Consider the following 21,569-nt stretch of genomic DNA (forward strand, 5'->3'; position numbering starts at 1 on the left):
CGATGGCCGGGCCCCGCCTCCTGGGGCGGGGCCCGGCCTTCGACGTGGGGACGGACTCAGGCGACCTCACCGAACGGGTCCGGAACGGTGTGCCCGTTGGCGTTGTTCCAGAAGTTTTCGATCACGTAGCCGTACTCGGGCAGCTGTGCCTTGAAGGGCTCGAACATGCCGCCGGCGATGGGCAGCTTCCAGTCCGCGACGAGCTCGCAGGCGAGGGCGAAGGTCGAGGCGGGCTCGGCGCCTGCCCGGACCATGCGCGCGGTGGCGGCCTCGACCTCGTAGCTGTTCCAGGCGCCGCATGCGTCGATGACCGGGAAAACCGGGTAGCCGTCGTTACGCAGGGAGAGCGTCGGCATCATGGTGCAGGTGCCGATGGTGACGCCCGCGATGATGATGTGGGTGCGGCCGGTGCGCTGCAACAGCTCTTCGAGGGCGGCCCGGAAGGTGGGGTCTTCGTAACAGTTGATGATGCCGGTACGACGGTAGATCGGCTCGTCCGGGAAGAGCGCCTTGAGCTCCGGGATCGTGTCGCCGTTCTGGTACTGCCCCATGGAGGTCGACAGCAGCACCGGGATGTCCAGCGTCTTCGCGGTCATGCCGAGGCCGAGGATGTTTGCGCGCAGCTGGGCGAGCGGAATGTCCCGCACGCTGGAGAGCAGGCCGATCTGGTGATCGATGAGCAGCAGGACGCTGTTCTCGGGGGTCGGCTTCTCGTACGGGACACGGACGGCAGCGCGGGCTTCCTCGGCGGTGGCACGAGTCGGCAATACGCCGTCGGTGATGGGGCTGACGATTTCGCGGTTCGACATGGTGACTCCTTGAGCGGGCGTGGAGGGAAATCGGGTGGAGGTCAATTGGTTTTGAGGGTGCGGTAGAGCCAGCCGCGGACCAGTCGGGTCCAGCGCGGCATCAGCACGACGTTGAGGAGGAAGACGTTGACCAGCAGCGTCAGCAGCGCGCGAAGCGCCGGGGCGGCGGGGAGGCCGACGGCGTTGCAGAACACCGGAACTGGGGGGCCGGTCAGCAGTACGAGCGGCCAGAGGGCGTGGCCAGCCGCTGCCTCCAGCGTGCCCGAGCAGGCGCGGCCCCGCGCGCCGGGAACCAGAAGCCGACTATTGGCTGGACCCCCACCGACTCGTCCTCCGCGAGCAGCGGGGAGAGCTCGTCGAGCAGGTCTGCACGGGTGTCCGACACCATCCACCGCCGCAGCTGGTCCTCTGACGCGAAGCGCAGGGCGGGGCCGGAGGGCGCGGCACGATGCTTCTTGCCGGGGCCGGTTCGGGACGGATGTCGATGCCGCCAGCGTGTACCGCGCCGAAGCCCGCAGCCTGGATCAGCTCGGCGACGGCGTCTGCAGCGGCCTGGTCGTCGGTGGCGTACAAGAGCACCGCGCGCTCGGGGGTGCGACGGGATGCCGAGGCGAGGGACTCTGCCGACAGCGAGCCGAACGCCTCGACGGGTGCGGCGCCCTCGGGCAAAGGCCGGCCGCGAGCTGCCCGATGACTCGCGTTCGCCAATGGTCTTGGTAAAGCCGCCGGTGCCGTCGGCTGACAGCCCGGTAGTCCCAGACCGTCTGGTACACCTCACCCCGAACGGCCAGTAGCAGCTCACGCCGACGCTGCAACTCGCGGAGGAGACACGTTAGTCCCCCGGTACTAGCCGGCTCCGCCAGGTTCGGTCCCACAGGCGGCACAGGACACGGATGACCGCTCCTAGCTTGAGATAGGGGCCGCTCGGGCCCCGCTCGCTCAGCGATCTCTTCTCCTCGTGGGAGTAATCCGTGGCCACTTTCCTCTACCGGCTGGGGCGGTTCGCCTTCCGGCGACGCCGCATCGTCCTGATGCTGTGGATCGCCGTACTGGCGGCCGTCGGAATCGGGGCGATGAGTTCCACCGGGTCGACCTCGGACAGCTTCACACTGCCCGGCACCCAGTCCCAGAAGGCCATCGACCTCCTGGAGAAGGAGTTCCCGCAGGCATCCGCCTCCGGTGCCTCCGCACGGATCGTCTTCGAGGCGCCCAGCGGGCAGAAGCTCACCACCGCCGCCATCAAGTCCGAAGTAGCTTCCCTGGTCGCCGAGTTGAAGACCGCGCCGCAAGTGGCGAGCGTCTCCGACCCGTTCAGCGGCGGCCAGGTGAGCGAGGCCGCCGACATCGCCTACACCCAGGTGTCGTACAAGGTCGCCAAGTCGGATGTCAGCAACGCCGCGCACGACGCGCTCACCAAGGTCGCTGACGAGGGGGAGAAGGCCGACCTTACGGTGAGCATGGGCGGTGACGCCGTCGAGGACAAGGCCACCAGCAAGGCCGCCGAGCTGATCGGGCTCGGGGTCGCCGCCGTAGCCTTGGTGATCACCTTCGGCTCGCTGATCGCGGCAGGGCTCCCGCTGCTCACCGCGATCCTCGGCGTGGGCGTGGCGGTCATGTCCATCACCATCGCCACGACGTTCGTGGACATGGCCTCGGCCGCCTCGACCCTGGCCCTGATGCTGGGCCTGGCCGTGGCCATCGACTACGCCTTGTTCATCGTCTCCCGCTACCGCCACGAGCTGCGCGACGGCCACGCCCCTGAAGAGGCCGCAGGGCGCGCCCTGGGCACCGCCGGGTCCGCCGTGGTCTTCGCCGGCCTGACCGTGATCATCGCCCTTGCCGGGCTGAGCATCATCGGCATCAAGATGCTGACCTCCATGGGCCTCGCGTCCGCGTTCGCCGTCGCTGTCGCCGTGGCGATCGCGCTGACGCTGCTGCCCGCCATGCTGGGCTTCGCCGGTCCGCGCATCGTGAAGGGTCGGCTGCTGAGCCGCCGGATGCGCGCCTTGGAGGAACGCGGCGAGGGTGAGGGTTGGGGTGTGCGGTGGGCGCGGTTCGTCACCCGTAACCCGGTCAAGGTCCTCGCTGTCTCGGTGACCGGTCTCCTGCTGCTTGCCATCCCTGCCCTGTCGTTGCGTCTGGCTCTGCCGGACGACTCGATGAAGTCCGCCGACAGCACCCAGCGCGTCGCCTACGACACCTTGAGCAAGGGGTTCGGGCCCGGGTTCAACGGGCCGCTGACCGTGGTCGTCGACGCCCGCGGCAGTGACGACCCGCAGGCCTCCGCCAAGGAGGCGGTCGCACGGATCGAGAAGCTGCCCGACGTGGCCACGGTGCGGGACGCCGCGTTCAACGCGTCGGGTGACGTGGCCCTGATCGGCGCCGTCCCGAAGAGCGCCCCCAGCAGCCAGGCGACCAAGGACCTGGTAGCCGACATTCGCGACCAGAGCGCCGCTCTGCATGCGGAGACCGGCGCCGATCTGATGGTGACCGGCACCACCGCCGTCAACATCGACGTCTCCACCAAGCTCGCCCAGGCGCTCGTCCCGTATCTGGCGATCGTGGTCGGCCTGGCGCTGCTGCTGCTCCTGCTGGTCTTCCGCTCGATCCTGGTCCCGCTCAAGGCCGCCCTAGGCTTCCTGCTCAGCGTCGGCGCGACCCTGGGCGTCGTGGTCGCCGTCTTCCAGTGGGGCTGGCTGAAGGACGTCTTTGGCATCGACGAGACCGCCCCGATCGTGAGCGTGCTGCCGATCCTGCTGATCGGTGTGGTGTTCGGGCTCGCCATGGACTACCAGGTCTTCCTGGTGACCCGCATGCGCGAGGAGTACGTCCAGGGTGCCGAGCCCGTCCAAGCCGTCGTCCGGGGCTTCGGGCACAGCGCACGCGTGGTCACCGCCGCCGCGGTCATCATGATCTCTGTGTTCTCCGGGTTCCTCCTCGACGACGTGGCGCTCATCAAGTCCATCGGGCTCGGTCTCGGCTCCGCTGTGTTCTTCGACGCCTTCGTGGTGCGTATGACGATCGTGCCCGCGCTGATGGCACTGCTCGGCCGCCGCGCGTGGGCGCTTCCCCGGTGGCTCGACCGCGTGCTGTCGAACGTGGACGTCGAGGGCGAGAAGCTGCGCCACGCGCTGGCCGACAAGAAGGCATACGCCGCCCCGGAACCCGTACTCGAACCCCGAGGGTGAACAGGCCGGACAAGACGGGGGAGAAACCAGCTCAGAGGAACCGACCTGGACGGGTTGCGACGGCGACGATGGGACATTGACCGGTGGCCACAGGCCACCTGCGAGACCGTCACCGAGGCCACCGACGCACATCGCCCAACTCGTCTCCCCAGCCCGCCGTCCCTGTCTGCAGGGCAGGCGGGCCCCCGCACCACGAAGGACCACACAGTGACCGCACCGAGCACGCGCCCTGCTCAACTCTCAGCTCCCGCCCAGGACGACAGCGGGTTCCCGCAGAGCCTGGCCGACGACTCCGAGCAGCGCGTGATCGTCTCGGTGGTCTCTCGGCTGGCCGCGCTGCGGCGAGCCGACCGGGCCCATCCCTGGGTTCGCCGATGGGGGATGCCGGCCTTCTGTGCTGGGCTCGGCGTGAGCTCGTACTTCAATCCCCGCAACACCGCGGACGTCGCGGCCCAGCTGGCGCTCATCGTCGCCCTGACCGTCCCGCTTCTGTGGCGCGAGAGCCGACCCATGCTGGTCTTCGCCCTCACCACCGCCGCCTCGATCGCGGCCCTGCCGCTGGGGGTGCTGACCGGCGCCGAGTCCGCACGCGTCGTCGCCCTGTTCAACGTCGGCCGCCACTGCAGCCCGCGCCATCTCGTCCTCGCCATCAGTATCACCACCATCCAGCTTGTCGCGTGGGCCACCGCCTTCTGGAACGGCGGGCAACTGGAGTACGCCACACGGCCGGAGGTCGTGACACTCATGGCGATGACCGCGCTGGCCGTGTTCGCCGCGCTGGGTCTGCTCACCCGGATCGCCGCCGCGTACATCGACGCCCTCAAGAAGCAGCGCGACCAGCAGGCCCGCCTCGCCGCCGCGCAGGAACGCGCCCGCGTCTCCCGCGAGATGCACGACATCCTCGGTCACACCCTGGCCGTCATCGTCGGCCTCGCCGACGGAGCTGCCGCGCTCGCCGAGACCAAGCCGGAGCGCGGCGCCCAGACACTGCGCATCATCGGCGCGAGTGGCCGGGACGCGCTGGCCGAGCTGCGGCGCCTGCTGGCCGTCATCGGAGAGGACCCGACGGCCAAGGCCGGCAAGCAGCCTGCCGGGGACGGGACACCTGATGCCCCGCTCGCCCCGCAACCCGGCCTCGCCGACCTTGATGCGCTCATCGGCAGGATCCGCGCGGCAGGCCCTGCCGTCACCCTCGAAACCGACGGTGACCTGCGCGGTCTGGCCCCCGGCCTCCAGTTGTCCGTGTACCGGATCGTCCAGGAGGCGTTGACCAACACCGTCAAGTACGCAGCCCAGGACACCTCGGTCCGCATCTCCCTCACGGCCACGCCGGACACGGTCCACGTCACCGTCGAGGACGACGGCCCGCCCCGCGGCGCTCCGGCATCCGAGAGAGGCCGTGGCCTGCTCGGCATGCGCGAGCGCGCCGCGCTCTACCAGGGCCATGTCACCACAGGCCCCAACGCTCGCGGCGGCTGGACCGTCCACGCCACCCTCGTCCCCAACTCCCCCAAAGGGCGCGCCACATGACCACAGTTCTCATCGTCGACGACCAGGCCCTGCAGCGCATGGGCTTCAGCATGCTGCTCGAAGCCCAGCCCGACATGACGGTCGTTGGCGAGGCCGCCAACGGCAGCGAAGCCGTACGCGCGACGGCCGAACTGCGGCCCGACGTCGTCCTCATGGACGTCCGCATGCCCGGCATGGACGGCATCGAGGCCACCCGCCGCATCGTGGAGTCCGGCGGGCGCTCCCGCATCCTGGCCCTGACCACGTTCGACCTCGACGAGTACGCCTACAGTGCGCTGCGCGCCGGAGCCAGCGGTTTCCTCCTCAAGGACGCTCAGCCCGAGGAGCTCGTCGCCGGGGTCCGCGCGGTCGCCGCCGGCGACGCCGTCATCTCCCCCGGCCTCACCCGGAAACTCCTCGACGCCTTCGGCGACCGACTTCCTGGCCACTCCTCGCAGCAGCAGCGCCGTCTCGCCGACCTCACCGACCGGGAACGCGAGGTCCTGACCGCCATCGCCGGCGGCTGGACCAACGCCGAGATCGCCGACCGTCTCCACCTCGCCGAGTCCACCATCAAGTCCCACATCAGCCGCATCCTCACCAAGATCGACGCCCGCGACCGCGTCCAGGCCGTGATCTTCGCCTACGACACCGGGCTCGTCCGCCCCGCGTAGGAAGGCCGGGCGGACGCGAGCGAGGGCGAGCACGAAGTACACCACCACCCGCAGAAGCAGCAGCCGCTGACCAACGCCCTGACCTCGCTGGCCCCGGCGCGTCCCGCAGCCTCCTCGCTGACGCGGCCAGACGCAGGGTCGGATCCGCGCCTCTGCGGGTGCTGCTCGAGACGCTCGCCGGGCCCGTCGCCCGCCCCGGGCAGGCCGGGTCCTTCTACCGGGGCCTTCGCACGGCCGCGGTGGACGGGACCCTGCTGCACACCCCCGACGACGAGACCCTCGCCTGGCGCTACTCCAAACGGGCCGGAGGAAGATCACCAACAACATCCAGAAGTCGAGCCAGAACCCGCGCTGTGACAGCAGTGTCGGCAGGTCGGCCTTCAGGGGTTGCGCCGGCCGACAGGTGATCAGGTCGTGCTCAACGGACTCGCCGCCCGCGCAGCGCTGCAGCACGGTGTACCGCTGGCGGTGAGCGATGGTCAGGCGCCACGCTTGCCATTGCGCCCGCTGCGCGGAGCTCTCGGGTTCCGCCATTGCCACGGAGAACGCGAACGGCAGGTACCGGGCACGCCCGGGTCGCACTGACCGGCGTCAAGCGTGGGCCTGTCGACCCGGCGGCGAGCGCGCGGGCGAGTCACGACGAAGCGGAGTGTCAGCCGACCGCCGCGGGGGTCGCGCCTCGCAGGAAGTCGCAGACGGCGTCGCGGTTGCGGGTCAGGGTGTCGATGCGGGCGTTCATCTGATCGACTTCGCGGGCCAGGTTGGCGGCCAGTTCCTCGTCGACCTGCGGACGAAGCTGAGGTCCGGAGCCTTCGAAGCAGGGCACGACGACGCGGATGACGCGGGTGGACAGGCCGGCGGCGAGAAGGTCGCGCACCTGCTCCACTCGCAGCACGGAGGACTCGGGGTAGGAGCGGTAACCGTTGCCCTCGCGCTCGGGGTGCAGTAGGTCCTGCTCCTCGTAGTAGCGCAGGGTCCTTGTGGTCACGCCGGTGCGACGTGCCAGCTCACCGATCTTCATCGACTCACCCGATTCACTACCCAAACACTGACATTCACGTACACGTCAGAGTGTATCTCCCCGCAAGTTGCAAGCCAGGGGCCGGTATGGCGACTCTCCGCTACTTGGCGAAGGCGTTCCGTTTCGCCCCTTGCGGCACTTGACCTTCACGTCAATGTCAAGGTTTAGCTTCGGGAGAACCAGGTGGCACACCCGGCCTGGCCAGCATATTCGCCACATCCCGGAGAGAAGACCATGCAGTACGACCGCCCCACCTTGTTCGAACCCGTCCAGCTCGGCGCCCTGTCGCTGTCCAACCGCATTGTCATGCCGCCGCTGACCCGCAGTCGCGCTCTGCCTGACGGCCGTCCGGGGCCGTCCGCCAAGCTCTACTACGCGCAGCGTGCCTCGGCCGGGCTTATCGTGTCCGAAGGCACCGCAATCTCCCCCGAAGCCATCGGCAACCCCAACATTCCCGGCTTGTGGAACGACGAGCAGGTCCAGGCGTGGAAGCCCGTCACTGACGCGGTCCACGACGCCGGCGCGGCCATCGTCACGCAGCTGTGGCACACCGGGCGTGCCTCGCACCCGAGCCTGCAGCCCGGAGGCACAGCCCCGGTCGCCCCCTCCGCGATCGCGATCACCGGACTCACCTTCGCCCGCGACGGCCGCACCCCCTATGTGACGCCCCGTGCGCTGGAGACCGAGGAGATCGCGGGGATCGTCGCCCAGTACGGTCAGGCCGCGCGGAACGCGCGGGCGGCCGGCTTCGACGGCGTGGAGCTTCATGCCGCCAACGGCTACCTCATCGACCAGTTCCTCCAGGACAACACCAACCAGCGCACCGACCGCTACGGCGGCAGCATCGAGAACCGTGCGCGCTTCCTGCTGGAGGCCCTGGACGCGCTGATCGACGCGGTCGGCGCGGACCGGGTCGGCGTCCGGCTCTCCCCGAGCAGCACGTTCCAGGACATGGCAGACTCCGACCCGATCGCACTGTTCGGCTACGTCATCGACGCGCTCGCCGAGCGTGACCTCGCCTACCTGCACCTGGTCGAGCCGGGCATTTTCGGCGACAACTCGGAGACCACGCAGCGGCCGGCAGACAGCATCGACAGCGCCTGGGCCCGCAAGCGCTACCCCGGACGCGTCATCGCGACCGGCGGCTACGACCGGGAGCGAGCTCTCGACGTGGTGGGCGACGGCAACGCCGATGCCGTGGCCTTCGGCCGCGCCTTCATCGCCAACCCCGACCTCCCGGCTCGTCTAGAGGCTGACGCCGAGCTCAACGAGCCGGACAGGGCTACCTTCTACGGCGGCGACGACCGCGGCTACACCGACTACCCCTCCCTCGAAGCCGAGCACCTCCTCGGCGACCTGCGCAGGGAACGCGCCGAGCCGGTCCCCGGCCTGGAGCTCAATGGCGACACGTCGCTCGAGCAGTGGCATCTGGCCTGGGCACAGCAGCAGCACGCGGCCGCCCAGGACTGACCCGCACTCGTGCGAACCGCAACCGCACCGTCCGCACGCCCCTGAAGGGCGCCGAACCCCGCCGGCGAAGTGCCGCGTCGGGTTCGGCGCATTGTGTCCGGCGCCGACCACATCGCGCCGGGCCCCGCCCAAGCCCTTCGTGATCCGGAGGGACGCGAGGAGAAGCATGAACACAGCAGCAAGCGCCCCCAAGCGACGTGCCCTGATCGTCGGGGGAACCGGGATCGCAGGCCGGGCCCTGTGCAGGGAACTCAGGACACAGGGATGGCACGCCGCCAGCCTCTCCCGGCGCGAGCCCGCAACCCGGGACAGCGTCGAAGCCCTGCGTGCCGATCTGACGGATCCACAGTCCGTACAAGCAGCGCTGGCCGGGCTGCATCCCACACACGTCTTCTTCACGGCGTGGAGCCGTCGGCCGACCGAGGCGGAGAACATCACCGTCAATGCCGCCATGGTTCGCAACGTCATGGACACGGTGGGGCTGGCCGGGCACCTGCGGCACGTGGCGCTGGTCACCGGCCTCAAGCACTACATGGGTCCGTTCGAGGCGTACGGCACCGGCCCGACCCGGGACACCCCCTTCCACGAGGACGAGCCCCGCCTGGACACCCCGAACTTCTACTACGCCCAGGAAGACGCGCTGTGGCAGGCCGCCGAGCGCTTCCAGTTCGCCTGGAGCGTCCACCGCTCGCACACCATCATTGGGCACGCCCTCGGTAACGCCATGAATATCGGTCAGACCCTGGCCGCCCAGGCAGCTCTGTGCCGCGCCGAAGGACTGCCATTCGTCTTCCCCGGCAACGAGGTTCAGTGGAACGGCGTCACTGACATGACCGATGCCGGTCTGCTGGCCCGCCAGATGATCTGGGCGGCCACCACCGAGAACCTGCCCAGCCAGGCGTACAACACTGCCAACGGGGACATCTTCCGTTGGCGCTGGATGTGGCCCCGGATCGCGGAACTGCTCGGCGTCGAACCCGAGGGCTACGCCGAGCGCCCGCGTCTGGCGCCGGCTCGCCGAACGCGAAGGCCTCGCCGAGGCCGACCTCGACCGGGTGGCGTCCTGGTGGCACACCGACAGCGACCTCAACCGCCCCGTCGAGTGCTTCACCGACATGACCCGCAGCCGCAGCGCCGGATTCACCGACTACGCCGACACCCTCGCCTCCTTCACCAAGCTGTTCGACATCCTGCGCGAGGAACGGGTTATCCCCGCCTGACCTCACCGCATGATGGTGCGGAGCTCACCGACTTCGCACAGCTGGTCTTGTCGCTCAAGGACACTTCGCGCCGGAAATAACGATATTTTGCCTCATATAGGAGCCGTCGATCACGACAGTCCGGCCGGCGGGCCCGCTGGAACCCGAAGCCGACACCACAGGAGGCGCTCATGTCAGAGGCGAAGCGCGTAGTCATCCTCGGCGGCCACGGCCAGGTCGCACTGCTCACCGCACCCAAACTGACGGGCGCGGGCTATTGCGTCGACTCGGTCATCCGCGATCCCGCCCAGAGCTCCGACGTCGAAGCCGCAGGAGGCAACCCCGTCGTGCTCGACATCGAGCAGGCAGGCATCGAGGAGCTCACGAAGGCCTTCGACGGCGCGCAGGCCGTCGTGTTCGCCGCCGGTGCGGGCGGCGGCAACCCCGCCCGCACCCACAAGGTCGACTACGAGGCCGCCGTGCGCGCGATGACGGCGGCCGGGACGGCGGGCGTCAAGCGCTTCGTCATCGTCTCGTACGCGGGAGCCGGAGTCGATGCCGACAGGATCGACCCGGACGACTCCTTCTACGCCTACGCGAAGGCCAAGCGCGATGCCGACGCGCACCTCAGGGAGACCGAGTTGGACTTCACGATCCTCGGCCCCGGGAATCTCACCCTCGAACCGGCGACAGGGAAGATCCAGCTCGCGGACCCCGACGGCACGATCAACGGCCGGCAGCCGGGCGACGACGAGGGCCACACCTCCCGGGACAACGTCGCTGCAGTGATCACCCACGTCATCACCGCGAACGCCGGGATCAGGCAGACCGTGATCTTCTACGACGGCCGGACGCCGATCTCCGAGGCGATCCGGTGAGCCACACGGAGCCCCTGAACTGACACGACCAGACGGGCCGGTTCCGCACTGCGGCGTCGGCCCGTTCACTGCCGACCCGGCCGGTTCCGGCGCTCAGGACATGGGGCATGGCCTGCCGTGACCGCGCGTGCTCGATCTTGATTCTCGACGGCCCCTCCGCATGACACCCCGACGACCAAGTCCATGTTGCCCGATATATGGACATTACCTCCGCTGCACTCAAAGTCTGCCGCCCTGGCGCCACGTCTGTGGGCCGGCTGCGACTCATCCTCGTAGGAGCCTCTAGATGCCCCACGACTTCGACCGCGCGGACAACTTGCACCGTGAACCCTTTCTCCGCGAGTTCACCTCGACCGCCCAGCCACTGATCGTCGCCCCGCATTTCCTGCGGCGAGCGGACGCCACACCACTGGACGAGCGCACACAGACCGACGGCTGGGCACGCGACCTCCACGGTCGCACGGTGAGCGACCCGGTGCAGCGGCCGGACGCGCTGGCCCTGGAACCTCTTCCCAACCTCGCCTTCGAGCACTACGACGAGTACTGGCGCAAGATTCACGGAGCCAAGTTCTCCTATGAGGAGCCGGGCAGTTCACTGGAACTGGTGCTGCGCTACGACCAGGTGCACCGCCTGCCCTCCGGGCCCTCCTCCTTCTTTCCACCGCCCTACCGTGCCATGGTGGACGACCGGGGAAAGCTGGTTTCCGACCCCGAAGCGCGCGTTACCCCCTACCGGCGGTCGAAGTGGGACGGCTTCGCCTACCTGACGTTCGCGCAGGAGGCGGACGTGGAGAACACGTTCAACCAGGACAAGTTCACCAAGCGCTTCATCCTCGACGAGCAGACCGTGTTCCGCATGCTCACCCGCGGCATCACACGCGAATACACCCTGATCCCGAGCGCACGGCACCGCGATCCCATCAGCCTGGTGGAGATCTACATCCGCCGGCCCGAGCTCTCCCGCGACGACTTCCAGCACCGGCTGCTCCACGAACACGCCAAGGTGGTCCTCGCCCGCCCGGCGACGCACGAATACGTCCGCCGCTACGCCCAACTGCACGCGATCGGCAACACGGCGCAGAACGACCCGGAAGGCGAGCAAATCGACGCGGTCTCGGTGTTCTCCTTCGCTTCACTCAACGACATCGAGGACTATCTGGTCAGCGAGGACCACGGCGCGATCGAGGCATCCGAGGCCGAGGGCTCAGAATGGTGGACCGCCGTCAACTACAACGTCGTGAACCGGCTCATGCCGGAGCTCGCCACGCAGTACTGAACGGAGGCAACCGCCCGCTACCACCCCGCCCGTTGACGGCGGACGTCGATGTCTCTGCAGAGCCGGTGAAGTGGTGGTACGGCGGCCCTTCGCGCGCGGGCCAGGATCGGCGCGGCTGACACCGATTCGGAGGGCCTGGGTCCTCCGATCGATTGACCGGTTGATCGCAACACCGTCCCGGCGTCGCGCAGTCGGTTGCGTTGTTCATTCTTCCCTGTACGCGCGAGCGGCTCTGCTGCGGATGCGATCGGTGTGATGCAGCCGCACAGTGGATCTGTGTCCGTGAGCCTGCGGACCGCAGCCCCCCTTCGAGGAGACAGCACATGAGCGCCGCGACGTCCTCGCCGCCATGGCGCCCGACGCCCGTACATCTCGTTCGACTTCAGCGCCCGCGAGTGGAAGCGGATTATGCCGTGGACGCGTACCGCGACGGGACACGAGGCGTTTGTCTCCACCCTCGTCCGTGTCGCCGCCTGCCAAAAGATCAAGGACTTCACCATCTGGACCCTGCTCGGGGCGCATCTTTGGACGCTGCCGGTGATCCAGTGTCGGTGTGACAATCCAGAGCCCGCAGCGCGGGTACCCGCTTCCTAGCTTCAGGACTCTTCCGCGCCCCGGCCTCTCGGCCCCCTGAACCTGCCCAGCGCATGATCCTCGACGAAAGAAACGACTCGACATGACGACGGCCATCATCGGCACCGGAAACATCGGTTCACGCCTCGCCGCCGACCTGGCGGTAGGCGGTATCGACCTGCTGATCGCCGGCAGTGACACCGCCAAAGCTCAGGCGCTCACCGAAACCCTGGGCGGACACGGCCGGGCCGTCACGGTCCAGGAGGCCATCGCCCAAGCCGACATCATCGTCTTCGCCGTCTGGCTGGACGTGACCAAGCAACTCATCGCCCAGTACGGGGACACGCTCACCGGCAAGGTCGTTGTCGACCCGTCCAACCCCATCGCGCCCGACGGCAAGGGAGGCTTCACCAAGACCATCGGGGAGAACGAGTCCTCCGGCGAACTGTTGGCCGCCCTGCTGCCTGCCGGCGTGGCGCTCGTGAAGGCTTTCGGCTCGCTGGCAGCCGAGTCCTTGACCTCGGTGTCGCGTCGGACCCCGCAGCAGGCGGTGCTGTTCTACGCCACGGACGACGAGGCCGCAGGCGATCAGGTGGCTGGGCTGATCCGGGCTGCCGGTTTCGACCCGGTCCCGGTAGGGGGCCTGGACCAATCGATCCGCATCGAGGTCTTCGGTGACCTTCACGAATTCGGCGCCATCGGCGGCCCAGTCACCTACGAGGAAGCAATCGCCAAGGTCTGACGCCACCCGCCGACACTCGCGGTACCCCCTCGTCGACACTCGCACCCCGATGTCGGCTCCCATGCCCGCGAGTTCCAGGCATCATCCCCTGAGGCGTCGGCCCTGACCCGATTTGGTTTCGTCGGCATGCTGCCTACGGCAGACACATTCCCTTGCCGTTACACACGTCCACAGGACAGTCCGTTTCCTGCGCAATGCTCCCCAATCAGGCTGCGACCCCGGTCTTTCACCTCTAGGTCAGGTGTCGGTGGTTCGAGGGAACCTGTTGCCTCGTCAGCAAGGAGCTATCGTCCATGTCTCGACCGCATTACGTCATCGTCGGCGCGGGAACTGCCGGCCCCGTCATCGCTGCGCGGCTGAGCGAGGATCCTGCGGTCGAGGTTGTCCTGCTGGAGGCGGGCAAGGAGAACACGTACGAGGCCAGTCGCACCCAGGGCGCCTTCACCGTACTCATGGGCAGCGACGCCGACTGGCAGTACGAGACCACGGCTCAGCCAGGGATCGGTGGCCGGTCGATCGTCCACCCGCGAGGTAAGGCCGTCGGCGGCTCGTGCATCCTCAACATTGGCGCGTGGCTCCGTGGAGCCCTCGGCGACTACGATCGCTGGGCCCAGGAGGGCGCTCAGGGCTGGGACGGGGCCGAGGCCCTGCGCACGTACCTACGCATCGAGGACACCGACCGCGGCCCCTCCGAGTGGCGCGGCTCCGGCGGCCCGATGACCCTCTCCGATCTTCCCTCCCCCACCAGTCTGGCGGACTCTCTGCTGTTCGCATTCACAGAGGCCGGCTACGGGCCGCGCGGAGATGTCGACGGAGCCTCGCCCTACGTCGCCGACCGGTACCAGAGCATCTTCAAGGCGCGCACGCGCCGCACCCCCGCCGATGCCTACCTCACGGACGAGGTGCGTGCGCGCCCGAACCTGCGCATCATCATTGAGGCTGCGGTCACCAGGGTCGTGTTCGAGGGCACTCGGGCCTCCGGCGTCGTCTACGAGCAGGGCGGCTCGGAGCACACGGTCGAGGCGGAACGCGAGGTGATCCTCTCCGCCGGTGTCATCAACACACCGCAGCTGCTCATGCTTTCCGGCGTGGGCCCGGCCACGCACCTGCGCGAGCAGGGCATCGAGGTCGTCGCCGACGTGCCCGGCGTCGGTGAGAACCTGCATGACCACCCGACCACACCGGTCGTCGCAGCCGCCCCGCAGGGCGTCGGCGGCTCCTACCAGGGGGACCCCACCTCCGACGAAGCCTTCGCCCAGTGGCGGTTGGACCGCAGTGGACCGGCGGCATACTTCTCGCAGAACGGCGTCGGATTCGTGTCCCGGACAGCGGACGCAGCGTTTCCGGACTACGAACTGCTCCTCGACTACAACCCCGACATCTCCTCCGACAGCCCGGTCGCCGGCCCCACGGCCGGGTCCGCCGAGGTCGACCAGCGCAGCGGCTACAAGATCTGGGCAGTGCTGCTGCACCCCAAGAGCCGCGGCACGCTCCGCCTTGCCTCCACGAACCCCCACGACAAGCCGGTCATCGACCCCCGCTATCTGAGCCACCCCGACGACCTGCCGAGCATGATCGACGCGATGCGCCGCGCCCAGAAAATCACCCAGTCCGAGTCCTTGGCGCCGTACACCGAGGAGGTCTACCCGGCTATCGGCGCACCCGACTCGGAGTTCCACGAGGCCATCCTGAAGAGCATGTACACCACGTACCACCTGGTCGGAACCGCACGCATGGGTGACCCTTCGGACGCACTCACCGTGGTAGACCCCCAGCTTCGCGTCCGCGGCGTCACTGGCCTTCGTGTGGCAGACGCCTCCGTCATCCCCTCCCTCATCAGCGGCCACACCATCGCTCCAAGTGTCATGATCGGCGAGCGGATGGCGGAGCTCATTCGCAACGCCGACTGACTGCCGACACTTGGGTCAGTCGTCAGGGGATGTGCCTCATACGAGTGCCTGGTGATCGCGCCCGCCTCGGCGTACTGGATCAGGAGTTCACCCACTCGGCGACCCAGCCTCAATGGCGGAGCAGCCTGGCATCGCCAGTGCGACGGACGCGCCTGGAGCGCCGTCCAGGGTCGCGGACAGGAAGGGCTGGCGAACTGAGCCCGGTCTGGGTGCCCTGGCCGTTGACCGCGAAAGGCCGCGCTTGAGCCTGAACGTGTTGCACATCGGTTATCTCGCTCGGATCCAGCCAGAAGGAGCAAAGTCAACTGCCCGCCTGCGCCTCGGTTTGCCCCGACCCGGCCTATGCCTTCAGGCTGGCCCCCGGAGATCGTCCCGGCCTTGTGCAACACGCTTTACTGTTTGATGCTGAACGACGGGGGTCGCCTGTCACGGGATAGGGCCGAAGCAGAGGCAGGGACCGCTTCCTGCCTGGCACGGAAAGCAGTACGTGACCCCGGCTGAACTACTGGTCCACCTCGGCAGCTTCGCCCTGGACCTGATGTGGCGCGCGAATTCGACAAGACCGTCGATCCTCGCTGTATCGAGACGGATAGCGCCAAGGACGGTTTGAGCAGGACGCTGACCAGGAAACTCGCACCGGCCGGCCGCTGCGCAAGCAGCGTCGCCGCGCCGGCCAGCGAGCGCATGACCCGCTTCATCGCACCCGCCACCTTGATCAACCAGCGGCCGGTGGTGGTCGAACTCCGCCAGGGCCTCGGTTGGTAAGGCGACCTGGTCGTGGGCATCCGCAGCCAATCCGCCGTCGCCACCCTCGTTGACCGCCGCACCCACTACCTGCGTCTGGTCGCGCTCCCCGAAGGACGCTCAGCCGGCCACCTACGCGACGCCCTCATCACCACGATCACCGAGCTGCCCGCCCTCGCTCGCCGGACTCTCACCTGGGACCAGGACTCAGACATAGCCCAACACCACCAGATCGCGCCCTACTTCACCGACGGTGCGTTCTTCGCACACCCGGCCAGTCCCTGGCAGTGCGGCACCAACGAGAATACGAACGGTCTTCTCCGTCAGTACCTGCACAAACGCACGAACCTCGCGCTGCATTCCGCCGAGGACCTCCGCGCCATCGAAGAACGACTCAGGTGGTCACAGCGGATCCGTCCAGCTCGCGTCGGACCTGGTCAGGACGAACGCAGCCACCGAGACGCCCGCGAGGAGCACGGCGGCGAACAGCAGCGGAAGCGCCGGGCTGGTGTGCTGGACGGCAACCGCACCGGCCAGGCCGCCTACGAACATGGCCAGAATCGACAGGCTGCGCCGTCCTGCCTTCCCGCCAGCGCCTCCCGCCGCCTTGGTGTCGGCGGCCATACCGGTGATGGTGAGGGTCAGGACGGTGGTGGTTAGGTCGGGGACGGCCAGGGACCGGGCGGTGGCGTTCTGGACGCCCATGGCGACGCCGAGCAGCGCAATGAGCGCGTACCGAGGCCCGGCTCCGTATGTGGGGCCGGTCAGTTGGGCCACGATGTACGCCGCCGAGGCCAGGGTCGTCTCCAGGAGAAGCGCTCGGTGCAGGACCCGTCCGCGGTGGGCCCTGGCCCGGTGGGCGTTATGGCCGCCCAGGAAAGCGCCCGCCGCGAACGCGGCCAGCGCGGCGAGCGAGGCGGCCAGGGAGAAGCCCGCGGCACCCGCGATCGCGAAGCCTGAGAAGACCACGTTGCCGGTCATGTTGGCGACGAAGACATGGCCCAGCGCCAAATAGCTGAAAGCGTCGACGAGGCCGGTGACCACGGTCAGTGCGAGCATCAACGGGGGCAACGGGCCGTGCCGGCCCTGCCGGTCGGGGACGACGGTGGCCCATGCCTCCTGTAGCACGGCACGCATCGGTCAGCCTCCGCTCTCGGCGGCGGTGTTCTCGTTCATGGCACTGCCTCTCACTTGTCCGCGGTCCAGCCTGGTGGCCGCCCTTCCGGCAGTCCGACAGGAAGATCCGCACCCAGCGTTCGGTCGAACCGATGGGACCTGCCCCGTGCCGTTCGATGACATCGAGGAACGCGGCTGCGGCTGGCGCGAGCCGTCTGCCGTCGTAGACAACGGGAACATGGTGCAGGGCCACCTCGTCCTTCAGCCGAAGCATCCGCGCGCCGCGGGGCAGGTCGTCGTCGGCCTTGAGCCCGAGCACGGATCCGGGGCCGACCACGGTGGGCCGGTGTACGACCACGACGCCGATGCCTCGCGAGGCCAGGCGGATCGTGTCATAGATCTGGTCGACCTCGAAGTTCTGGCCCGCCGAGCCACCCGCGCGGGCGAAGGCAGCCTCGACCTGGCGGCGCAGCCCGGTGCCCCGGGCGAACTGGATCAGCGGGTGGCTCTCCGGCAGGTCGGCGAGATCGATGGCCTCCCGGTCCGCCAGGACGTGATCGTGCGAGAGGAGCGCCACGAGCGGGTCGCTGCCCAGCACCCGGTGGTCGAGACTCTCGGGCACCTGCCGGGAACCGAGGCCGACGACAGCGGCGTCCAGGTTTCCGGCCAGAACCGCGGAGGCCATTTCGAAGCTGGGCTCGTTGGTCACGTGGAAGTCGATTCCGGGGTAGCGAGCGCGGTACGCGGCCATCGCCTCGACCATGTCGAAGGAACAGGCCATCGTCTGCACCAGCCACAGCCGGCCGCGGCGCAGACTGGCCAGCGCGTGGCTGCGCTGCAACGGCGCAGGCGAGAACCTCGCCTGGTCTCCGTCCAACTTCGAGAACTTCGCCGAGCCCCGCCCCGAGCTGGCTGCCAGGGCCAAGGACGACCTGGAGGCCGCCGCCCGACTGCTCCTGGCCAACGGCTGGGGCTTCCGGCTCCACGCCACCTACGACAAAACGATCCGTCAGGATCTCGACGATTTTGAGAAGATCGCGGCGGACGGCGCGTTCCCACCCGGCACCCGCTGGCTGTTCGACCACGCCGAAACCGTGAACCAGGCCAGTCTGAAGCGCATCAAGGCCCTCGGCGGGGCGGTGTCGGTCCAGAACCGCATGACGTTCCAGGGCAGGGCGTTCATCGACCGCTACGGCGCCGAGGCCGCCGAGACCGCACCCCCGATCCGCGCCATGCTCGACACGGGTCTGCACGTCGCCGCCGGCACCGATGCCACCAGCGTCTCCAGGTGCAGCCCCTGACTGGGGCTGGCCTGGCTGGTCACCGGCCGCACCATCGGCGGCACGCCCGGCTCTACCCGGCCGCCAGCCGCCTCGACCGCGCCAAGGCACTGGAGCTCTACACCAGCGCGGGCGCCCACCTGACCGGCGAGGAGGACGTCAAGGGCACCCTCACCGTCGGCAGGTACGGCGACCTCGCGATCCTGTCCTCCAACTACTTCTCCGTGGCCGACGAGGACATCTCCCGTATCGAGGCGCCGCCCAGGGCGTGGGAGTTCATCTATTTCATCGCTGATGTACTTGGGCCCCTTCAACTGCCTCTCCAGTTGACGCTCCTGCGGGCTTGATGCAGTAACTCTCTCCATCCTGGTCAGTCCAGGCGAACGACGCCGCTTCCCTTGCAGACGCCGGCCGCGGACGGAGTGATGCCGGCAACCCTGCAGGAGACAAGAAGCCGTAGAACCGCATGCCGGTGATAGACAGAGCCGGGAGGCGTTGGCTACGGAGCGCGATGATCTCCCCGGGAGCTCCGCGTGTTTAAGTAAGGCAGGCTGGCGTGGACGGAAAGTTCGCGCTGGAAGAACCCATGTCCACGGAGCTGAACAACGGTCTCTGGGACTCGGCCGACGAGACGGCACGCAACGGTCCGACGTACATGGCCGACGTCGATACGTAACTCCTCGACGCCGAGCAGCGTATCGATCTCATGGACGAGCACGGGATCAGCACCGTGATCCTGTCCCTGACCGCCCCCGGCATCCAGTCCATCCTGGACCGTGAGCAGGCCGTCGAAGTCGCCCGCCGGACCAACAACACCATCCGGCGCACCTTCGTCGACGCCCACCCCTCCCGGATGGCGTTCTTCGCCGCCGTCGCACTGCAGGACCCGGCGGCAGCGGCCGAGGAACCGGAGCGAGCCGTGCGGGACCTCGGTGCCAAGGCGCTCTGATCAACGGCTACACCAACATTGGCGACGTGAGCACCTCCCATTACCTGGACGAACCTGAGAACCTGCCCTTCTGGGACAAGGTCTCCCAGCTCGGCGTCCCGATGTACCTGCACCCGCGCGAGTCGCTACCGACCGTGCATCCGAACATCCAGATCGTGCTGGGGCACCTCGGTGAAGGTCTGCCGTTCTTGCTGCCCTGGCTGGAGCAGCGGCTGGACAAGCAACGCAAGGGCATCGGCCTGGGCAACGCCAAAAGGCGGGTCAGCGAGACGAGTACTCCAACGAAAATTTCGTTGTGACCCCAACAGCGGGCACTTCCGCACCCGCACCATCTACCACGCAATCAACGAGATCGGGAGCGACCGCGTCCTGTTCTCCGTCGACTACCCCTACGAGTCCATGGCCGACGGTGCAGCCTGGTTCGATAACTCACTGCTCTGCCACAACGACCTCGTCAAAATCGGCAGAACCAACGCCGAACGCATCTTCAACCTATGAGGGGGCGGTACGTGAGTCAGGAACGCCGTGGCCCTCCCGGGTACGCCGCTGTCCGCCGAACGGGTAGGCCCGCGTGGCGGGTCGCAGTCCCTCATGCCTTTACTGAGGATTAGCGCGGCGCATCGAATCGATGCGCCCGCTCCGAACCGGGAGTGATCCGCACCATCCTGCTCACGAAAGGTACCCGCCCGTGCAAGGCAAGATCGCCCTAGAGGAGCACTACGAGTCGCCGGACTTCCCCGCCACGGGAAGCCACGACTTCACTGCCCCCGACTACTTCGCCGACGTCGAGCGCCGGCTACGGGAAGTCGACCAGCGTGTCGAGGACATGGACCGCAACGGCATCGGCATCGACATCCTGTCGCTGACCCAGCCCGGCATCGAAGGCCTCACCGACGCCAAGCAGGCCGTGGACATGGCGCGCAAGATGAACGACCAAGCCGCCGAAAAGCTCGTGGCCCGCCACCCCGACCGACTGCGCGCCTTCGCCGCCCTTCCCCTGCAGGATCCGGAGAAGGCCGCCGAGGAACTGCGACGCACCGTGCGCGACCTCGGCTTCGTCGGCGCCCTCATCAACGGCTACAGCAACATCGGGGACGAAAACACCGCCCAGTACCTCGACGAGCCCCAGGTCGAACCCTTCTGGGCCGCTGTGGAGGAACTCGGCGTCCCGGTCTATCTCCACCCGCGCATCCCGCTCCCCAACCAGCAGCGCATCTACCAGGGCTACGAGGGACTGCTCGGCTCCGCCTGGGGCTTCGGGTTCGAAACAGCAACCCACGCGGTGCGGCTCATCCTCAGCGGGCTCTTCGACCGCCACCCCAACGTCAACGTCATTCTCGGCCACCTCGGCGAAGCGCTGCCCTTCACCCTCCCCCGGCTCGAGCACCGGCTGCGCCACCAGCGCCGCGAGACCCACGGCGCGCACGAGAAGCCGCCGATGCACTACCTGCTCAACAACTTCTACCTCACCACCAGCGGCGTCTTCCGCACCCAGGCCCTGCTCAACACCCTCACGGAGGTCGGCTCCGACCGCATCCTGTTCTCCGTCGACTACCCCTACGAGTCCATGGACGAGCTCTCACCCTGGTTCGACACGTGCCCGATCAGCGACAACGACCGCGTGAAGATCGGCCGGACCAACTCCGAGAAGCTCTTCGGCCTGAACAAGTCCGCCACTGCATGACCCATCCAGCCCCCTGGCTGCCCAGGGTTTGACGCTCAGCGCAGCCGCGTATCGTTCGCTCCGGGACGGGTGCCGCGACGTGGTCGGCTCCCAGATCCAGGCCCGGGGCCTTTCCCCAAGGGCGTGCCAGTGGGCGTTGGCAAGCTTGCCCATCGCAGTCAGGACGCGGCCGTGATGGTGTCGGCACGCAGATCCCGGCACCGGCTCGGGCTGAGCCGGGCACCACTCGACTCAGCCCGAGCACGCTCGACCGCCGTAGAGACGGTCTGGTCTCGCACGATTGTCCAGACGTGTGTGGTTCATCTGCTGCGGAACTCGTTCCGTTACGCCGCCCGTCAGGACTGGGACAAGTCGGCCAAGGCACTCAAGCCCGTCTACACCGCGCCCAGCGAGGACGCTGCCACCGAGCGGTTCCTGGAGTTCCAGGAAGCGTGGGGTCAAGAATATCCGGTGATCGTGAAGCTGTGGTCGGACGCCTGGGCCGAGTTCGTGCCCTTCCTCTCCTTCGACGTCGAGATCCGCAAGGTCATCTGCAGCACGAACGCGA

At 68.2% G+C, this 21,569-nt stretch carries 17 protein-coding genes and 4 pseudogenes; 16 read left to right on the plus strand and 5 right to left on the minus strand.

Translation table 11 applies throughout. The features are described 5' to 3' along the window. Nucleotides 1-56: 56 nt before the first annotated feature. Both ACZ67T_RS35550 and ACZ67T_RS35555 read right to left on the minus strand, forming a co-directional pair. A complete protein-coding gene (locus ACZ67T_RS35550) occupies nt 57-809 on the minus strand; it encodes an isochorismatase family protein (RefSeq protein WP_469989729.1) in 753 nt (250 codons plus the stop codon). A 41-nt stretch (nt 810-850) separates the two neighbouring features. Then, on the minus strand, nt 851-1,003 hold the full coding sequence (locus tag ACZ67T_RS35555) for a hypothetical protein (RefSeq protein WP_469989731.1): 153 nt from the start codon (nt 1,001-1,003) through the stop codon (nt 851-853). Nucleotides 1,004-1,780: 777 nt separating this feature from the next. On the opposite strand from ACZ67T_RS35555, the gene ACZ67T_RS35560 reads away from it, so the two are divergent. The 3 genes from ACZ67T_RS35560 to ACZ67T_RS35570 all read left to right on the plus strand — a co-directional run bounded on the left by ACZ67T_RS35560 (nt 1,781) and on the right by ACZ67T_RS35570 (nt 6,180). Then, a complete protein-coding gene (locus ACZ67T_RS35560; RefSeq protein ID WP_469989733.1) occupies nt 1,781-3,997 on the plus strand; it encodes an MMPL family transporter in 2,217 nt (738 codons plus the stop codon). A gap of 207 nt (nt 3,998-4,204) precedes the next feature. After that, nucleotides 4,205-5,527 (plus strand): sensor histidine kinase, encoded by a 1,323-nt coding sequence (locus tag ACZ67T_RS35565; RefSeq protein WP_469989735.1) that lies wholly within the window; start codon nt 4,205-4,207, stop codon nt 5,525-5,527. Further along, nucleotides 5,524-6,180, plus strand: coding sequence for a response regulator (locus ACZ67T_RS35570; RefSeq protein ID WP_469989736.1), 657 nt, complete (start codon nt 5,524-5,526; stop codon nt 6,178-6,180). The genes ACZ67T_RS35565 and ACZ67T_RS35570 overlap by 4 nt, the downstream gene beginning before the upstream one ends. 652 nt (nt 6,181-6,832) lie before the next feature. Here ACZ67T_RS35570 and ACZ67T_RS35575 read toward each other — a convergent pair. Beyond that, entirely contained in the window at nt 6,833-7,201 is a 369-nt protein-coding gene (locus tag ACZ67T_RS35575) for a MerR family transcriptional regulator (RefSeq protein ID WP_469989738.1), read from the minus strand. A gap of 234 nt (nt 7,202-7,435) precedes the next feature. Here ACZ67T_RS35575 and ACZ67T_RS35580 point away from each other — a divergent pair, with 234 nt between their 5' ends. The 8 genes and pseudogenes from ACZ67T_RS35580 to ACZ67T_RS35615 form a co-directional block, all read left to right on the plus strand. After that, nucleotides 7,436-8,671, plus strand: a complete 1,236-nt coding sequence (locus ACZ67T_RS35580; protein ID WP_469989740.1) for an alkene reductase — start codon at nt 7,436-7,438, stop codon at nt 8,669-8,671. Between the two features lie 166 nt (nt 8,672-8,837). Further along, entirely contained in the window at nt 8,838-9,971 is a 1,134-nt protein-coding gene (locus tag ACZ67T_RS35585; protein WP_469989742.1) for an SDR family oxidoreductase, read from the plus strand. A 90-nt stretch (nt 9,972-10,061) separates the two neighbouring features. Further along, on the plus strand, nt 10,062-10,748 hold the full coding sequence (locus ACZ67T_RS35590; RefSeq protein WP_469989744.1) for an NAD(P)H-binding protein: 687 nt from the start codon (nt 10,062-10,064) through the stop codon (nt 10,746-10,748). A 286-nt stretch (nt 10,749-11,034) separates the two neighbouring features. Next, nucleotides 11,035-12,024, plus strand: coding sequence for an EthD domain-containing protein (locus ACZ67T_RS35595; protein ID WP_469989746.1), 990 nt, complete (start codon nt 11,035-11,037; stop codon nt 12,022-12,024). Nucleotides 12,025-12,700: 676 nt separating this feature from the next. Continuing rightward, nucleotides 12,701-13,339, plus strand: coding sequence for an NADPH-dependent F420 reductase (locus ACZ67T_RS35600; RefSeq protein ID WP_469989748.1), 639 nt, complete (start codon nt 12,701-12,703; stop codon nt 13,337-13,339). A 293-nt stretch (nt 13,340-13,632) separates the two neighbouring features. Continuing rightward, on the plus strand, nt 13,633-15,249 hold the full coding sequence (locus ACZ67T_RS35605) for a GMC family oxidoreductase (RefSeq protein WP_469989749.1): 1,617 nt from the start codon (nt 13,633-13,635) through the stop codon (nt 15,247-15,249). Nucleotides 15,250-15,789: 540 nt separating this feature from the next. Continuing rightward, the gene (locus ACZ67T_RS35610; RefSeq protein WP_469989751.1) at nt 15,790-16,014 is read left to right on the plus strand and encodes a hypothetical protein; all 225 of its coding nucleotides are present in this window, start codon (nt 15,790-15,792) and stop codon (nt 16,012-16,014) included. Nucleotides 16,015-16,026: 12 nt separating this feature from the next. Continuing rightward, nucleotides 16,027-16,377: pseudogene (locus tag ACZ67T_RS35615) on the plus strand (IS30 family transposase); the annotation flags it as partial. An 18-nt stretch (nt 16,378-16,395) separates the two neighbouring features. Here the strand turns inward: ACZ67T_RS35615 and ACZ67T_RS35620 are convergent. Together ACZ67T_RS35620 and ACZ67T_RS35625 are read right to left on the minus strand one after the other, a co-directional pair. Then, entirely contained in the window at nt 16,396-17,130 is a 735-nt protein-coding gene (locus ACZ67T_RS35620) for a YoaK family protein (RefSeq protein ID WP_469989752.1), read from the minus strand. A 205-nt stretch (nt 17,131-17,335) separates the two neighbouring features. After that, nucleotides 17,336-17,890 (minus strand): annotated as a pseudogene (locus tag ACZ67T_RS35625) (LysR substrate-binding domain-containing protein); the annotation flags it as partial. A gap of 46 nt (nt 17,891-17,936) precedes the next feature. On the opposite strand from ACZ67T_RS35625, the pseudogene ACZ67T_RS35630 reads away from it, so the two are divergent. From ACZ67T_RS35630 to ACZ67T_RS35650, 5 genes and pseudogenes are all read left to right on the plus strand, one after another. Next, a pseudogene (locus tag ACZ67T_RS35630) lies at nt 17,937-18,646 on the plus strand (amidohydrolase family protein); the annotation flags it as partial. 440 nt (nt 18,647-19,086) lie between these two features. Continuing rightward, nucleotides 19,087-19,338 (plus strand): amidohydrolase family protein, encoded by a 252-nt coding sequence (locus tag ACZ67T_RS35635; RefSeq protein WP_469989762.1) that lies wholly within the window; start codon nt 19,087-19,089, stop codon nt 19,336-19,338. 26 nt (nt 19,339-19,364) lie between these two features. Beyond that, on the plus strand, nt 19,365-19,637 hold the full coding sequence (locus ACZ67T_RS35640) for a hypothetical protein (protein WP_469989754.1): 273 nt from the start codon (nt 19,365-19,367) through the stop codon (nt 19,635-19,637). Nucleotides 19,638-20,026: 389 nt separating this feature from the next. Continuing rightward, nucleotides 20,027-21,022, plus strand: a complete 996-nt coding sequence (locus tag ACZ67T_RS35645; protein WP_469989756.1) for an amidohydrolase family protein — start codon at nt 20,027-20,029, stop codon at nt 21,020-21,022. Nucleotides 21,023-21,304: 282 nt separating this feature from the next. Beyond that, a pseudogene (locus tag ACZ67T_RS35650) lies at nt 21,305-21,569 on the plus strand (transposase); the annotation flags it as partial.

It is taken from the genome of Streptomyces sp. NPDC107517 (assembly GCF_055582645.1).

What these genes read in the sequence shown, in the direction of transcription:
- ACZ67T_RS35580 (WP_469989740.1), top strand. Translation starts at nt 7,436, where the DNA reads ATGCAGTACGACCGCCCCACCTTGTTCGAACCCGTCCAGCTCGGCGCC.
- ACZ67T_RS35600 (WP_469989748.1), top strand. Translation starts at nt 12,701, where the DNA reads ATGACGACGGCCATCATCGGCACCGGAAACATCGGTTCACGCCTCGCC.
- ACZ67T_RS35570 (WP_469989736.1), top strand. Translation starts at nt 5,524, where the DNA reads ATGACCACAGTTCTCATCGTCGACGACCAGGCCCTGCAGCGCATGGGC.
- ACZ67T_RS35595 (WP_469989746.1), top strand. Translation starts at nt 11,035, where the DNA reads ATGCCCCACGACTTCGACCGCGCGGACAACTTGCACCGTGAACCCTTT.
- ACZ67T_RS35575 (WP_469989738.1), bottom strand. Translation starts at nt 7,201, where the DNA reads ATGAAGATCGGTGAGCTGGCACGTCGCACCGGCGTGACCACAAGGACC.
- ACZ67T_RS35620 (WP_469989752.1), bottom strand. Translation starts at nt 17,130, where the DNA reads ATGCGTGCCGTGCTACAGGAGGCATGGGCCACCGTCGTCCCCGACCGG.
- ACZ67T_RS35585 (WP_469989742.1), top strand. Translation starts at nt 8,838, where the DNA reads ATGAACACAGCAGCAAGCGCCCCCAAGCGACGTGCCCTGATCGTCGGG.
- ACZ67T_RS35605 (WP_469989749.1), top strand. Translation starts at nt 13,633, where the DNA reads ATGTCTCGACCGCATTACGTCATCGTCGGCGCGGGAACTGCCGGCCCC.
- ACZ67T_RS35590 (WP_469989744.1), top strand. Translation starts at nt 10,062, where the DNA reads ATGTCAGAGGCGAAGCGCGTAGTCATCCTCGGCGGCCACGGCCAGGTC.
- ACZ67T_RS35550 (WP_469989729.1), bottom strand. Translation starts at nt 809, where the DNA reads ATGTCGAACCGCGAAATCGTCAGCCCCATCACCGACGGCGTATTGCCG.